10 protein-coding genes are annotated in these 15,179 nt (G+C 70.1%); 8 read left to right on the top strand and 2 right to left on the bottom strand.

Annotated features, from left to right (window positions below):
* From ACXRVZ_RS26305 to ACXRVZ_RS26270, 8 genes are all read left to right on the top strand, one after another.
* The coding region (locus ACXRVZ_RS26305) for an Ig-like domain-containing protein (protein WP_458233034.1) at positions 1–2,764 on the top strand (2,764 nt) is incomplete at its 5' end.
* Between the two features lie 27 nt (positions 2,765–2,791).
* Positions 2,792–3,364 (top strand): hypothetical protein, encoded by a 573-nt coding sequence (locus tag ACXRVZ_RS26300; RefSeq protein ID WP_457423293.1) that lies wholly within the window; start codon positions 2,792–2,794, stop codon positions 3,362–3,364.
* A 70-nt stretch (positions 3,365–3,434) separates the two neighbouring features.
* Positions 3,435–5,273: an HlyD family efflux transporter periplasmic adaptor subunit gene (locus ACXRVZ_RS26295; RefSeq protein ID WP_457423291.1), complete on the top strand. Its 1,839-nt coding sequence runs from the start codon at positions 3,435–3,437 to the stop codon at positions 5,271–5,273.
* Entirely contained in the window at positions 5,261–7,444 is a 2,184-nt protein-coding gene (locus tag ACXRVZ_RS26290) for a site-2 protease family protein (protein ID WP_457423289.1), read from the top strand. Before ACXRVZ_RS26295 ends, ACXRVZ_RS26290 begins: the two co-directional genes overlap by 13 nt.
* Before the next feature lie 679 nt (positions 7,445–8,123).
* Complete coding sequence (locus tag ACXRVZ_RS26285; protein ID WP_457423287.1) at positions 8,124–10,112, top strand: preprotein translocase subunit SecA; 1,989 nt, start codon at positions 8,124–8,126, stop codon at positions 10,110–10,112.
* Entirely contained in the window at positions 10,109–10,927 is an 819-nt protein-coding gene (locus ACXRVZ_RS26280) for an efflux RND transporter periplasmic adaptor subunit (protein ID WP_458233033.1), read from the top strand. Before ACXRVZ_RS26285 ends, ACXRVZ_RS26280 begins: the two co-directional genes overlap by 4 nt.
* 95 nt (positions 10,928–11,022) lie before the next feature.
* Positions 11,023–12,645 (top strand): hypothetical protein, encoded by a 1,623-nt coding sequence (locus tag ACXRVZ_RS26275; protein WP_457423283.1) that lies wholly within the window; start codon positions 11,023–11,025, stop codon positions 12,643–12,645.
* Positions 12,646–12,786: 141 nt separating this feature from the next.
* Positions 12,787–13,977, top strand: coding sequence for an MFS transporter (locus ACXRVZ_RS26270; RefSeq protein ID WP_457423281.1), 1,191 nt, complete (start codon positions 12,787–12,789; stop codon positions 13,975–13,977).
* Here ACXRVZ_RS26270 and ACXRVZ_RS26265 read toward each other — a convergent pair.
* Both ACXRVZ_RS26265 and ACXRVZ_RS26260 read right to left on the bottom strand, forming a co-directional pair.
* On the bottom strand, positions 13,967–14,887 hold the full coding sequence (locus ACXRVZ_RS26265; RefSeq protein ID WP_457423279.1) for a DUF3616 domain-containing protein: 921 nt from the start codon (positions 14,885–14,887) through the stop codon (positions 13,967–13,969). The two genes, ACXRVZ_RS26270 and ACXRVZ_RS26265, sit on opposite strands and share 11 nt — an antisense overlap.
* Positions 14,884–15,179: M24 family metallopeptidase C-terminal domain-containing protein (locus ACXRVZ_RS26260; protein ID WP_458233032.1), on the bottom strand; the 296-nt coding region annotated here is incomplete at its 5' end. The genes ACXRVZ_RS26260 and ACXRVZ_RS26265, both read right to left, overlap by 4 nt.

Below are 15,179 nucleotides of genomic sequence, written 5' to 3'. Positions count from 1 at the left end.
CAGCTACAGCGTGCACGCCGGTCAGGTGCTCAACATCGCAGCACCCGGCCTGCTGGGCAACGATAGCGACGCTGACGGCGACGCGCTGAGCGTCCAGTCCATCAACACGACCGGGCTGAACGGCACGGTGCAGGTGTTCGCGGACGGCCGCATGAGCTTCACGCCGACCGCCGGCTTCGTCGGCAACACGCAGTTCAGCTACGCGCTGAACGACGGCTTCGGCGGCACGGCGACGGGCATCGTCCGCATCGCCGTCACCAACGCCGCGCCGGTGGCGGCCAACGACAGCTACACCGTCGTCGCCGGTCAGGTGCTCAACATCCCGGCGCCGGGCCTGCTGGCCAACGACAGCGACGCCGACGGCGACGCGCTCAGCGTCCAGTCCATCGACACGACCGGCACGCAGGGCACGGTGCAGGTGTTTGCCGACGGCCGCATGAGCTTCACGCCCACGGCGGGCTTCACAGGGGCCACCAGCTTCACCTATCGCGTCGCCGACGGCGTGGGTGGCTCGACGACGGCCAGCGTGGGCATCACCGTCACGCCGGCCCTGCCGAGCTTGCCGACGCTGCATGTCACCAGCTTCCAGGCCACCGACACGGGCTTCCGTCTGCGCTTTGACGCGGCGGTGGACGCCAGCCTCATCCAGCAATACGGCGCAGGCGCCCTGGTGCCCGACGTGGACTTCACCGGCCCGACCGGCGGCGTGCAAGGCCGCGTGGCTGGCAGTCTGGTCTTCGACGCCGACGGCCTTGGCCTCAGCTTCGTCAAGACCGGCGGCCTGCTGGAAGCCGGCAACCACCAGCTGACGCTGAAGTCCGGTGCCGACGGCTTCGTCAGCCTCGGCGGCCTGCGCCTCGATGGCAACGGCGACGGCGTGTCGGGCGACAACTTCACCCGCAGCTTCACGGTTGCCGCCTCCAGCGCCGCCGTGCTCGTGGTGCAGGAATTTGCCCGCGGCCCCGGCCAGGCGGCCAGCTACGACCCGGCTCTCGGCGCCTTCGCCGTCAGCCTGGAGCGCGGCGCAGGCTTCCAGACGTTGGCCTTCGACCTGAACTTCGACCCCGCCCTGCTCAAGGTCACCGGCGCCACGCTCGCCAGCGGCCTGCCTGCCGGCAGCAGCATCACCAGCAGCCTCGTGCAGCCGGGCGTGCTGCACGTGCAGGTGACACTGGGCAGTGCGGTCGCCGATGCGGCGCTGCGCAATCTGGTGCTCGTGCAGGCTACGGTGCCGCTGTCGGCCGGCTACGGCGCGGCCGAGGTGCTGCGGCTGAGCAATGTGACGGGCAATGCCGGCACGCTGCGCAGCGATGACGGCCTGCACGTCGTCGCCAACCTGGGCGATGCCGACGGCAACCGCACGCTGCAAGTCGGTGATGTGACGCTGATCCAACGCGTGTCGGCCCGCAGTGACAGCGGTTTTGCCGCCTACACGTTGATCGACCCGACCCGCATCGCCGATGTCAACCGCGACGGTCGTGTGACCTCCGCAGACGCGGGGCTGGTGCTCAATGCCAGCAAGGGCATCGCTGTTCCAGCCCTGCCGCCGGCGGTCGCTGCGCCGGTCGGCCCGGTTGTCAGCCGAGTCACTCCGGAGGCCGATGGCTTCAGCCTGCGCTTGGACCGTGCCGTCAACACGGCGCTGATCCAGGCCTATGGCGCAGGCACGGCACAGGACCTGTGGCTTGATGGACCGTCCGGTCGCGTCGGCGGCAGCGTCTTCTTCGACGCTGATGGCCAGGGCCTGCGCTTCGTCGCCACCAGCGGCGTGCTGCCGGCCGGCAGCTACAGCCTGACGCTGAAGTCCGGCCCGGCCGGCTTCACGGCCCTGGCCGACGGCCAGCAGCTCGACGGCAATGCCGACGGCACGACCGGCGACGACTTCACCGCCAGCTTCACGGTCGTCGCCAGCAGCGTGCCGGTCATCAGCGTTGGCAATCTCGTGGTGCCGGCGGGCAGCAGCAACCAGACGCTGAGCCTGCAGATCCGCGAGGCGGCGGGCGCACGCAGCGTCTACTTCCAGCTCGCCTACGACCCGGCCACGCTGCACATCGACGCCGTCAACCTCGCCGCCACGGCGCCGGCCGGCAGCGTCATGAGCATTGACACCAGCGTTGCAGGCCGCCTGGGCGTGCAGCTCACGCTGGGCAGTGCAATGCCCGACTCGGCGCTGCGTGCCTTGGTCGATCTGCGCACCAGCGTGCCGGCGGGCACTGCCGCAGGTAGCGCCCGCCTGCTGCGGCTGCAGGATTTGCGCGTGGATGGTTCACCCGCCCGCGCGGACCTCGGCGTGCAGATCGTGGGCGTGCTGGGAGATGCCAGCGGCAACGGCAAGGTCGAAGTCAACGACGTGACATTGATCCAACGAGTCTCCGCACGCAGCGACACAGGTTTTGCCGCGCAGCCGCTGCTGGACCCCGTGCTGATCGCCGATCTCAACCGCGACGGTCGCATCAGCTCGGCGGATGCGGGCCTGGCGCTGCGCCTGGCTCAACAGCAAGCGCAGCAGATTCAGGTCACTGCGTTGAGCTCGGTCGCGCCGATGCCCACCGAATCGGGGGATACCCAGGTCACTGCGGCGGACGGCCCAATGGCGAATCAGTCTCCCGCTGGCGCCGCAGTTGCCGCGCCGGCACCGGTTGTGCGTCTCAGTGGAGCGCTGGACTTCGGTCTCAACGCGCCCTTGCCCAGCAGCACATGGGTGAATGACTGGGTTGCGGGCTCACGCCAGACAGCGCCCAATGATTGGAAACTGACGATTTGATTTATGACGATGTATCAGGAGAAAACCATGAAGCCGTATTTCAAGCTGGCCCCAGTTGCTTTGGCCTTCGCGCTGGCTTTTGCCCAGACGGCACAGGCGGACGTGACGATGGATCTCAGCGCACCGAACGTTTTGGCCACCCCTGGAGTGGCATTCGAGGTGCCGGTAAGCCTGACGCTCAGCGCGCCGCTCGCTGCGTGGGGCGTGACCGTCCGCATCGATTGGTCCGGGGACCTGAGCTTCGATGCCGCGCAATCATTGGCGCTTGGGCAAAGCTGGGCTGCGTTTACCGCGCTGTTCAGTGACCCCGTCCTGTCGGATCCATTGAAGATCACGCCTGGCCACATCGACGGTTCGGCGCTGCTGTCGGCTCCTCTGAATTTGCCGGCTGGTGCGTCGACGCTGGATCTGAAGTTCACGGCGATCGGATCCAGCACGATCAATTACTACATCGAGTTCAATGATGTGGACTTCAACGTGATCAGTGCCGCCGGCTCCAGCTCGGTGACGGTCTCCGCCGTTCCCGAGGTCAACCCGGCGATGATGCTGGCCGCCGGCCTGGCCGTCATGGGCCTGCTGGCACGCCGCCGCCGCGCTTGATGGCCTATGCCCCTGCCTGCCGCAGGTTGCGCGGGCAGGGCGGCGGGTCTGATGGTTTCCTGAAGATGCGATGAACGCCCGCCACGATCTCCCCGCTTCCAACCCCGCCCTCGGCACCGATGCAGCCTGGGCGTCGCTCGCCGAGGCCAGCTCCGCCGAGGCGCTGTGCCGCGCCTGGCTGGCCGTGCTGTGCAGCCTGGTGCCCGACGCGCAGGTGGGCCTGCTGCTGCTGCAGGACGCTGGCGGCTCCTACGTGCCCGCCGCCGCCTGGCCCGAGGGCACCGAGCTGCAACGCCTGGCCGACATCGCCCGCGAGTGCCTCGGCACCCGCCAGGGCGTGCGCCGCCAGCACGCCGGCCATCCGGTGCAGCTGGCTTACCCGCTGGCCGCCGGCAACGCGCTGCATGGCGCCGTCGTGCTGGAGTTGCTCGACCCCAGCCCCGAGGCTGCTCGGCTCGCCGCCCGCCTCACGCACTGGGGCGCCGGCTGGATGGCCGACCTGTTCGCCCAGCGCGAGCTGGGCCAGGCCCGCCAGCGCCTCGATGAATCCGCCTTCCTGTTCGAGGTCTCGCTCGCGGCCCTGGCCGAGCCCGACTTCCGCCAGGCGGGCCTGACGCTGGTCAACAAGCTGGCCGCCCGCTTTGGCTGCCATCAGGTGCAGCTGGCGCTGGCCCATGGCCCCAAGCTGGAGACGGCGGCAGTGTCGCATTCGGCCTGGTTTGACGAGCGCGCCAACCTGACGGCCCTTGCCCGCGCGGCCATGACTGAGGCCTTCGACCAGCGCTGCGCCGTCGTCTGGCCGGAGGACGAAGCCTCCGATGCGCGCGCGCTGCGCATGGCGCATTCGCGCTACGCGACCGACTCCGGCAGCCTGGCGCTTGCCTCCCAGCCGCTGGCCATTGGCGCCGCGCCGCCGTTTGCCGTGCTGCTCTTCGAGCGCAACACCGTTTTCCAGCCGGCCGAGCTCAAGGGCATGGAACTGCTGGCCGGCGTGCTGGCCCCCGTGCTGGAGCACAAGCACGCGCGCGACGAGAGCCTGGCCCACCATGCCCGCCGCAGCCTGCGCCACACCGCCGCGCGGCTGACCGATGCGTCCCACCCCGGGCTCAAGCTTGGTGCGGGCGCGCTGGCCCTGCTGCTGTTGATCGCCGCCATCGTGCCCGTAGACCACCGCGTGTCCTCGCCGGCCATCGTCGAGGGTGCCGTGCAGCGCTCGGCCGTCGTGCCGTTTGACGGTTTCCTGCGCGACGCGCCCGCCCGCGCCGGCGACACCGTCAAGGCCGGCCAGGTGCTGGCGCGCATGGACGACCGCGAGCTTCAGCTCGAGAAAGTGCGCTGGGAGACCGAGCTCGAAATGGCCCAACGCAAGGAGCGCGAGGCCATGGCGCAGTCCGACCGCGTCAACCAGCGCCTGTCCGCCGCCCAGGCCAACCAGGCCCGCGCACAGCTGGACCTGACGCTGTCCAAGCTCGCCCGCGTGGAGCTGGCCGCGCCCTTTGATGCCATCGTCGTCAAGGGCGACCTGTCGCAGCAGCTCGGCGCGCCGCTGGAGATGGGCAAGACGCTGTTCGAGCTGGCGCCGCTGGCGAGCTGGCGCGTCATGCTGAAGATCGACGAGCGCGACATCGCCCGCGTTGAGCCGGGGCAGGGCGGCGAACTGGTGCTGACCGGCGCGCCGGGCCAGCGCTGGCACTTCAAGCTGAAGTCGGTCACGCCGGTGTCGGTCGTCGAGGAAGGTCGCAACTACTTCCGCGCCGAGGCCGAACTGGTGGGCCAGGAGGGCGTCAAGCTCAAGCCCAACATGGAAGGCGTGGCGAAGGTCGTTGTCGGCGAGCGCAGCCTGCTGTGGGTGTGGACGCACCGCTTCACCGACTGGGTCAAGCTGGCGTTGTGGCAATGGACGCCCTGAACGAAACAGAGCGGGCCGAGCGCCCCTTAGGCGACGCGCTCTTCTCCGCCAACTGGTACCGCGTCGCCACGCTGAAGCCGCGGCTGCGCGGCCATGTGCGCATCCACCGCCATGTCTACCGCGGCGAGATCTGGTACGTCGTCGAGGACCGCGTATCCGGCAAATACCACCGCTTCAATCCCAGCAGCTACCGCGTCATCGGCTTGCTGGACGGCGAGCGCTCCTTGCAACAGGTCTGGGAGCGGCTCTCGGCCGCGATGGACGAGCACACGCCCAGCCAGGACGAGCTGGTGCAGCTCTTCGGCCAGCTCTACGCGGCCGACCTGATCCAGTGCGACGTGACGCCCGACGTGGCMGAGCTCTTCGAGCGCGGCGGCAAGCAGCGCCGCTCCAAGCTGATGCAGCGCTTCGCCAATCCGGTGTCGCTGCGCTTCCCTCTGGTGGACCCGGACGCCTGGCTCGGCCGCGTCATCGCCAAGGCCGGGCCGCTGAAGGGTTGGGTGGGCATCGCGCTGTGGCTGGCCGTCGTGCTGCCTGCCGTGCTGCTGGCGCCCAGCCACTGGCGCGAGCTGACCGGCAACATCAACGAGCGCCTGCTGGCCGTCGACAACCTCGTGCTGCTGGCCATCCTCTTCCCGCTGCTCAAGGCCGCGCACGAGATCGGCCACGGTTTGGCTGCCAAGCGCTTTGGCGGCGAGGTGCACGAGATGGGCGTCATGCTGCTCGTGTTCTTCCCGGTGCCCTATGTGGACGCCAGCAGCTCAAGCGCCTTCGAGAGCCGCTGGCCGCGCATGCTGGTGGGCGCGGCGGGCATGCTGACCGAGCTCTTCATCGCGGCCATCGCCTTCTTCCTGTGGCTGGCGCTGGAGCCGGGTTTTGCGCGCTCGCTGGCCTTCAACGTCATCGTGCTGGCCAGCATGACGACGCTGATGTTCAACGCCAACCCGCTGCTGCGCTACGACGGTTACTACATCTTTGCGGACGCCATCGAGAGCCCCAACCTCGGCCAGCGCTCCACCGACTACTGGGGCTGGCTGCTGCGCTACCACCTGTTCGGCCAGCACCAGGCCGAGCCGCCGCCCAGCACGCCCGGCGAGCGCCGCTGGTTCCTGGTCTACGCGCCGCTGGCGCTGGCTTATCGCCTCTTCGTCATGTTCAGCATCGCGGTCTTCATCGCGAGCCGCTACTTCTTCATCGGCGTGCTGATCGCCGCCTGGGGCCTGTTCGCCAGCGTCATCCTGCCGTGGGCGCGTGGCCTCAAGCGGCTGGCGGGCGACCCAGCGCTGGAGCCGCAGTCGGGCCGCGTGCGGCGTGTGCTGTGGGCGTCTGGCGCGGCCGTCGTGCTGCTGCTCTTCGTGGTGCCGATGCCGCATCACTCGGTGGCCACGGGCGTCGTCTGGCCCAGCGACAACGCGGTGCTGCGCGCGCGGGGCGGTGGCTTCTTCTCCAAGCTGCTGGTGCGGCCGGGCACCGTGGTGCTGGAAGGCCAGCCCGTCGCCGAGCTGGTCGACCCCATGCTGGACGCTCGCATCGGCGAGCAGCGCGGCCGGCTGGAACTGGCCCAGGCCAAGCACGACGCCGCCTTCGGCATCATCGGCATGGCCCCTGCGCGGGCGGCGCTGCTGGCCGAGGAGGTCAAGCGCGAGCAAGCAGCGCTGGCCGTGCTGGAGGACGAAGCCGCCAAGCTGGTCGTGCGCTCCGAAGTGGCCGGTGTGCTGCTGCTGACGCGGCCGGACGATCTGCCGGGCCGTTTCTTCAAGCGCGGCGAGGTGCTGGGCCATGTCGACACGGCCGGCCCGGCGCGCGTGCGCCTGGTGCTGCCCCAGTGGCAGAGCGCGGCGGTGCGGGGCTTCGAGGTGCGGCTGCCGCAGCAGCCGGGGCAGAGCTACGAGGCGGTATTGAAACGTAGCGTGCCGGCGGCGGCGCGCGATCTGCCGAGCCCGGCATTGGGGACGGCGGCTGGGGGGGAAATTCCTCTTGATCCACACGATCCGAAGGGGTTGCAGGCCTTGCAGACGCTGTTCGAGCACGAGTTGCAGCTGGGGCAGGACATGCCGTATCGGCAGATCGGGGCTCGCGTCTTGGTGAGGCTGGAGCATGAGTCGGAGCCTGTTGCCGTAAGGGTTTGGGATGGGTTGCGGCGGTTGTTCTTGTCGCACTTTCAGCTATGACTGGATGGGCCTCGTTGCTCTTGCGCTTTGCCGAGTGTGGTGCCGGGGGGCCGTCCCGGCGGCCGGGTAACTTTGGCTTCGCCGAAACCTTCGGTTTTCTTCTGCGGGGCCAGAAGAAAGTCACCAAAGAAGAGGCCCTGAACCGCACACCATCGCGACGACGCGATGAGCGTCGCGCGAAAACAGCCCGTGGCATTGCGCCCAGACGCGACCCGCTGCGCTCTCGCTGCTGTCCTTGTGACGAGCGCCATGGCGCCCGCTTCACGCCGCCTAACGTCGGCTGCACGCCGAACTCACCAGGGAATACCGCGTCGCTGGGGCGACGCACCGGTGGATGCTGCGCAACGATCGCGTCGCCCSAGCGACGCCGTCTTTGCATTTCTCGTGAGCACGGCGTGCAGCCGCGCGTTAGGCGGCCCGCTGCCGCGATGAATGACGCTGGTGACAAGGACAGCAGCGAGAGCGCAGCGGGTCGCGTGTGGGCGACAGCCATTTGGCTGTTGCACGGTACAGCTCGTGCAGGTGGTGCTGGCGTGCGGTTCAGGGCCTCTTCTTTGGTGACTTTCTTCTGGCCCCGCAGAAGAAAGTTACCGCGCCGCCGGGCGCGGCACCCGGCACCACATTCGGCAAGGCACAGGAGTACCGAGGCGTGTCTCACTGACTTCCAAAGGCGGCACACATGACCGCCGCCACGCTTCCTCTCGACATCGGCGAGTCCCTCGCCCACGGCATCTTCCCCGAGCGCCGCGACATCGACGAACCCGTCCATGACCGCTTCGCGCGTAGCGTCCTCTGGCGCCTCAAGCGCCGCCTCATCCCCGCCGTCCCCACGCTCCGCGCCATGGCCAAGGCGGCAGCAGAACTAGAAGCCGAGATCCAGCAGCAAACAGACCAGGAGCTGCGCAAACGCCTGTTCCAGACCGCCCCCGCCGCCGTCCAAGCCGGCAAGGCACATGGCCTCGCCGAAGTGATGGCCCTCGTCCGCGAAGGCGCCCGCCGCAGTCTCGACAAACGCCCCTTCGACACCCAGCTCATGGGCGCCGCCGTCCTCCTCGAAGGCCGCCTCGCCGAGATGCAGACCGGCGAAGGAAAGACGCTAACGGCAGGACTGGCCGCAGCCATCGCCGGCGCCGCCGGACTCCCCACCCACGTCGTCACCGTCAACGACTACCTCGCCCGCCGCGACTGCGAGTTGATGCAGCCGCTGTTCAGCTTCTTCGGCATGACGGCCGGTGTCGTCTGGGCCACGCTGGAGCACGAGGCCAAGCGCATCGCCTACCAGCGGCCCATCACCTACTGCACCAACCAGAGCCTGGTCTTCGACTACCTGCGCGACCGCGTCGCCGCCGGTGGTCGCGTCAGCCCGGCGCAGATGCAGGCCCGCCTGCTGCATGGCCAACTACCGCAGCCGCTGCTGCTGCGCGGCCTGCACTTCGCCATCGTCGACGAGGCCGACTCCATCCTTATCGATGAGGCCCGCACGCCACTGATCCTGTCCGAGAAGCAAGGCAAGCCGCCCGACGCGACCGACTACCAGCAGGCGCTGGCCATCGCCGCCACGCTCAGGCTTGGTGAGCACTTCGGCATCGACGCCGCGCGCCACAGCCTGCACTTCGAGGCCGCCGGCCTGCCCGCCGTGCGCGAGGCCGCCGAAGGCCTGGGCGGCGTCTGGGGCGTGGCGCGGGGCCGCGAACACCTCGTCGGCCAGGCGCTGCGGGCGCTGCATCTCTTCCATCGCGACCAGCATTACGTCGTCATCGACGGCACCGTGCAGATCGTCGACGAGTACACCGGCCGTGTGCTGGAGGGCCGCAGCTGGGAGGGCGGCCTGCACCAGATGATGGAGGCCAAGGAAGGCCTGGAGCTGACCGAGCCGGCGCGTACGCTGGCCCGCATCACCTTCCAGCGCTTCTTCTGCCGCTACCTGCGCCTGGCCGGCATGACGGGTACGGCGGCCGAGGTCGCGCCGGAGCTGAACCAGGTCTACCGGCTGGACGTCGTGCGCCTGCCCACGCACAAGCCTGACCAGCGCGTCACGCTGCCGCCGCGCCTGCTGCGCACGCAGGCCGCGAAGTGGACAGCCGTGCACGCGGCGGTCGCGAACGAACTCGCCGCTGGAAGGCCGGTCCTTGTCGGCACCCGCTCGGTGCGCGCCTCCGTCGCGCTGTCCGAAGAACTCGGCCCGCGCCAGGTCCACCGCGTGCTGAACGCGCGGCAGGACAAGGAGGAGGCCGACATCGTCTCCGCCGCCGGCGAGCCCGGTGCGGTGACGGTGGCCACCAACATGGCCGGGCGCGGCACCGACATCCATCTCGACGACTGCGTCAAGGACAAGGGCGGCCTGGCCGTGCTGCTGACCGAGTTCCACGACTCCGCCCGCATCGACCGCCAGCTCGTCGGCCGCGGTGCTCGCCAGGGCGACCCCGGCGTGGCGCTGGCCATCGTCGCGCTGGACGACGAGATCTTCACCGCCCATGCCGCGACACTGCAGTCCTTGCTGGGCCGTGTGTTCGACGGCCGCGACGAGCTGCCGCGATGGGCGCTGGAACTGCTGCGCCGCACCGCGCAAGGCCACGCCGGCCGCCTGCACGCGGCCATGCGCCGCCGCACGCTGAAGGCCGACCGCCAGCTCGACAACCTGCTTGGATTTGCTGGAAACCAGATATGAGATTGCTCCCATTCCTGCTTCTGCCCGCCGCCGCGCTCGCGCAGTCGACCAAGCCTGCACCTGCCGCGCCCGCCGGCCACGACTGCCTCATCGAGCCCAACCAGCGCATCGAGATCCGCAGCCCCACCAATGCCCTCATCGACAAGATCCTCGTCGAGCGCGGCAGCCAGGTGAAGGCGGGCGACACGCTGGTGCTGCTGGACGGCAGCGTCGAGCGCGAGGCCCTGGCCGGTGCGCAGCAGCGCGCTGAATCCGAAGCCGAGCTGCGCGTCGCCCGCGCCCGCGCCGACTACGCCCGCGAGAAGTTCCGCCGCCGCGAGGACTTGCGCGAGCAGAACTTCATCACCGTGCAGGACCGCGACGAGGCCCAGGCCGAGCTGCGCGTCGCCGAGGCCGAGCTGGCCCTGGCCGTGGACAACCGCCGCCTGGCCGGCATCGAGGCGCAGCGGCTGAACGCGGTGGTCAAGCAGCGCTCGCTGCGCGCGCCCTTCAGCGGCATCGTCACCGAACGCCTGCAGAACCCCGGCGAGCTGGCCTTCACCGGCGAGGGCTCACGGCCCATCCTGAAGATGGCGCAGACGAACCCGCTGCGCGTCGAGGTCGTGCTGCCGGTGTCTGTGCTGGGCCAGATCAAGGCCGGCCGCACTGCCGAAGTCACGCCCGAGTCTCCGCTCAAGGGCACGTGGCAGGCGCAGATCAAGGTCGTCGACCGCGTGATGGACTCGGCCAGCGGCTCCTTCGGCGTGCGGCTGGAGCTGCCCAACCCCAACGGCGACATCCCGGCCGGCGTGCGTTGCAAGGTCAGGTTCCTGTGACCGGCAGCGCATCGCGCGCCAGGCGTCACCCGTCCTGGCGACTCAGCCTCATCCTGCTGTGCGTGCTCGCGTCATGCTCGGGAGTGCCTCTTCAGGTGGACCGCAGCGCCCGCGCGCCACGGCTGGAAGGTTATGGCAGCGTCGCCCTCGCGCCGACCACCCGAGCCGACGAAGCCCGCCGCCTGTTCGCGCAGGGCATGGCGCAGGCCTATGCCTTCAACGAGAACGAGGCGGTTCGCAGCTTCAAGGCCGCGCTGGCGGCCGACCCGGACTGTGCGCTGTGCGCCTGGGGCGTGGCCTGGCAACTCGGCCCCATCATCAACTCGCCGGACCGTGGCGACTTGACCGAAGCCAAGCGCTATGTCGACCTGGCCGTGCGGCTGCGCGCCAACGCCGACCCGCGCGAACGCGAGCTGATCGACGCCATGGCGCTGCGCTACGCCCATGCGAGCCAGCGCGCGGAGGTGGCCGTGCTGACGGCGCCGGTCTGCGGCCAGAAGGGCGGCGCCAAGAGGGCCGACCCGCTGGACGTGGCCTACGCCGACCGCCTGCATGCGCTGGCCGACGGCGCGCCGGACGACCCGGACCTGCTGTCCCTGTACGCCGAGGCCGAGATGGTCGCCACGCGTGGCGACTGGTGGGACGACGACACCGGCTTGGCCCACGGCCGTATCGGCGCCCTGGCCACGCGGCTGGAGGCGGCTGCCGCTCGCCACCCGCGACACACCGGCGTGAACCACTACCTCATCCATGCGGTGGACACGCCCACCCAGGCCCGCCGCGCGGTCGCGGCAGCCGAGCGGCTGGGTGGCCTGGCGCCGCAGTCACCGCACCTGGTGCACATGCCTTCGCACACCTTCGGCTTGTTGGGGCGTTATGCCGATGCCGCTGCGGTCAACGAACGCGCACTGGCGCTGGACGATGCCCGCGAGGCCGAGCTGGCGCGTCAAGGCTTCTCCAAGGGCAAGGACTGGCGCTCCCACAACGGCGCCTACCTGTGGTTTGCCGCGCTGATGCAAGGCCGCGGCGAGGTGGCGCTCGCCAATGCGCGCACTGCCGCCCAGCGCGCCGTCAACTGGAAAAGCGAGTATGGCGAATACGTGCGCAGCCGCCCGGTGCTGACGCTGATGCGCCTGGAGCTCTGGAGCGCCGTGCTGGCCGAGCCCCTGCCCACCGGCGAGCGCGGCGTGGCGACCGTGCTGGGCCAGCACGCGCGCGGCGTGGCCTTGGCGCGCACCGGCCGCGTGGCCGAAGCGCAGCAGGCGCTGGCGCTGCTGTCGCCCGCAGCGGACAAGCTCGTCAGCGATCACCCGGGCAACGATGACACGGACAAGACCGTGCGCGGCCTGGCCCAGGTCGCCAAGGCCCGGCTGGGCGCCGAGATCGCACTGGCTGAAGGGCGTGTGGACGCGGCGCTTCAGTTGCAGGCTGAAGGCGTGGCGGCCGGCAAGTTCGTCGACCGCGCCGAGCCACCCATGCTGGCCGCCGGCTCACGGCTGGCGCTGGGCGACATGCAGCTCAGGGCCGCGCGCTGGGTGCAGGCCGAGCAGAGCTTCCGCGCCGACCTGGCCGAGCACCCCACCAGCGGCTGGGCGCTGCGCGGGTTGCTGCAGTCGCTGCAGGCCCAGGGCAGGCCGGCGGCCGAACTGGCGAGCGTGCAGGCGCAGCTGGCCGCCAGCTTCGCGCTAGCGGACGCCGCGCTCAAGCCAGGCTCCTAGAATCCGCCTCGCGTCGCGTCGGACATCCGGTCTCGCGATGCCGTCCTGCCGGGGGGTGCTGCGACGGAGAGCCCGATGAGGCCTCCGCCACGCTCGGCAGAGTCGACAGAACCAGGGCGCCCTTTGTGAAAAGGGTTGTCCGTGCATTCATCTTCCGTCTCAGCCTCCGCGTCCATACGCACCATCCTGCCGCTGGCCTTCGTCACCGGCGTCAGCATGGCCGCGATGGACCTCTACCTGCCCGCCGTGCCGGCCCTGCAGACCGGCATGGGCATCAGCATCTCGCTGGCCCAGGCGACCGTGGCCGTCTACCTCGCCGGCCTGGCCGGTGCGCAGCTGCTGTGGGGCGAGTTGCTGAACCGCCTGGGCCCGCGCCGCTGCATGGAGATCGGCCTGGCCTTGCTGGCGTTGACCAGCCTGGGCTGCGCGCTGGCCCCCAACATCGAGATGCTGCTGGTGCTGCGCTTGCTGCAAGGCGTGGCGGCGGCAGCCGCGACGGTCGTGGCGCCCACCGTCGTGCGCGCCACGCTGGGCGATGCCGACGTGGTACGCGGCATTGCCGCCATCTCCATGGTCGAGGCCATCGTGCCGGCCGCCGGCCCGGTGCTGGGCGCCGTGCTGCTCACCGTCACGGACTGGCGCGGCACCTTCTGGGTACTGGCCGCGCTGTCGCTGCTGGTGCTGCCCTGGGTCGTCAAGATCGCGCCGCGCCAGCTGCCTGGGCTCAACCTCGCGCATGACGCGGGCTATGCCGCCATCCTGCGCAACCGCAGCTACCTGCGGCTGGCGTTGTCGCATGCGCTGTGCATCGGCGCCTTGCTGACCTTCCTGTCCAGCGCGCCGCAGCTGCTGCAGCACACGCTAGGCCTGGGCACGTCGGCGTTCGCGCTGCTGCAGGTGCTGGGTGTGGGCAGCTTCATGCTGGGCGCCTCGCAATCCGGGCGGCTTGCCCAGCGGCTGGGTCATGCGCGCGTTGTGCGCCTGGGCAGCACGGTGCAGGTGCTGGCCTGCGCGCTGGCGCTGGCGAGCGCTGCGCTGGGCCAGCTGCCGTACGCGGCGGTGGCGGCCTACTGGATGTGCTTCTGCGGTTCGCTGGCTATCCGCGGGCCGGCCACCTTCGTCGACGCGCTGGCCGTGCCGCCCGCGCAGATGGGCCGCGCCACGGCGTTGCTGGTGCTGGCGCTGCTGGCGGCCGGCGCTTTGGGCACGCAGCTGGTCGCGCCCTTCCTGGGCGGCGAGGGCAGCGCCGTGCCGCTGTTCTGCGGCGTGCTGGTGCAGTTGCTGGCCAGCGCGGCGCTGGTGTGGCGGTATCCCGTTTTGGCTAAGGCTTGAAGTCGAAGGTGCGGAAAGACCGCTTGGCCTTGTCCGCGTCCTTGCAGGCCTTCTTGCCGAACATCACGCCGCCGTCGTCGCTGAGCAGCGTGACCTGGCCGTCCGGCCACGCGAACAGCGCCTCGGGGCGCAGCGTGCCCAGATCCAGCTTGACGGGCGTGGGCGCGTCGGCCGCCTTGCCGCTCCAGCGGTAGATGGCAAACGTGCCCGCATCGGCCGGTGGGCCGGCGGCGATCAGGTAGGTAGTGCTGACGCGCTCGATGGAGCGCAGGCCCCGTCCACCCAGGTCCAGGCGGATGGCCGCGCCAAAGCGCGCCGGGCCTTTGCCGTCGACCAGCTCGGCCGGGTTCAGCAGCGGAATGAGGATGGCCCGGCCCTGCGGGATGGGGTTGCGCAGGGCTATGAGCAGGCTGCCGTCCGCGGCGGCGGCCAGGCCTTCGATGTTGAGGCCGCCCTCGGCCTCGGCCGCGCGGCCGGCGGCTTCGGCCAGCTTCAGTGGCGCCAAAGCCGGTGTGGCGAGCAGGTCGGCCAGCAGCCCGGTGTAGGGCTTGCCGACGGGCTCGACCGTGGTGCCGACGATCTCCGTGGCGAAGAAGCGCTGCCGGTCCGGGCGCGGCTCGCCAGCGCTGTTGCGGGCATGCGAGGCGATCCAGTAGATGCGCTTGCCAACCTGGGCCGAGCCTTCGAGGTCGGACTCCTTGTCGGCCTTCAGGAACTTGAGGTCGACCTGGCCGACCCGCTTCGCCGTGCCGCGCTGGTAGACGCTGAGCTTGTTGTGCTCGTCGTCTGCCACGATGAAGTGACGCGCATCCAGGGCGACCGCTGCGGAGGCATCGCACAGGCCTTCGTAGCGCGTCTGCGCACCCGCCGCACTGGCCGAGATCAGCAGCAGTGCTGCAAGGCGCTTCATGCCGACAGCGGCTCGGTGCGCTCCAGCAGCCAGGCCAGCGCCGGCCCGCTCACCAGCGGCTGCAGGCGCTCGCGCACGGTGGCGTGATAGCTGTTCAGCCAGGCAATCTCATCGGCGCGCAGCAGGGCCTTGTCGATGCAGCGCGTGTCGATGGGGCACAGCGTCAGCGTCTCGAACTCGAGCATCTCGCCGAAGGCGTTGTTCTCCGGCGTGTCGAGGGCGACGTTGAGCACCAGGTTCTCGATGCGCACGCCCCACAGGCCCGGTCGGTACAGGCCCGGCTCGATGGAGG

The organism is Roseateles sp. P5_E8 (assembly GCF_054177665.1).
The sequence above is the reverse complement of the archived record's forward strand: the minus strand, read 5'-3'. Positions and strand labels throughout refer to the sequence as shown.

Excerpts from the sequence above, each read along its gene's own strand:
- ACXRVZ_RS26300 (WP_457423293.1), top strand. The coding sequence starts at position 2,792 with ATGAAGCCGTATTTCAAGCTGGCCCCAGTTGCTTTGGCCTTCGCGCTG.
- ACXRVZ_RS26295 (WP_457423291.1), top strand. The coding sequence starts at position 3,435 with ATGAACGCCCGCCACGATCTCCCCGCTTCCAACCCCGCCCTCGGCACC.
- ACXRVZ_RS26285 (WP_457423287.1), top strand. The coding sequence starts at position 8,124 with ATGACCGCCGCCACGCTTCCTCTCGACATCGGCGAGTCCCTCGCCCAC.
- ACXRVZ_RS26280 (WP_458233033.1), top strand. The coding sequence starts at position 10,109 with ATGAGATTGCTCCCATTCCTGCTTCTGCCCGCCGCCGCGCTCGCGCAG.
- ACXRVZ_RS26265 (WP_457423279.1), bottom strand. The coding sequence starts at position 14,887 with ATGAAGCGCCTTGCAGCACTGCTGCTGATCTCGGCCAGTGCGGCGGGT.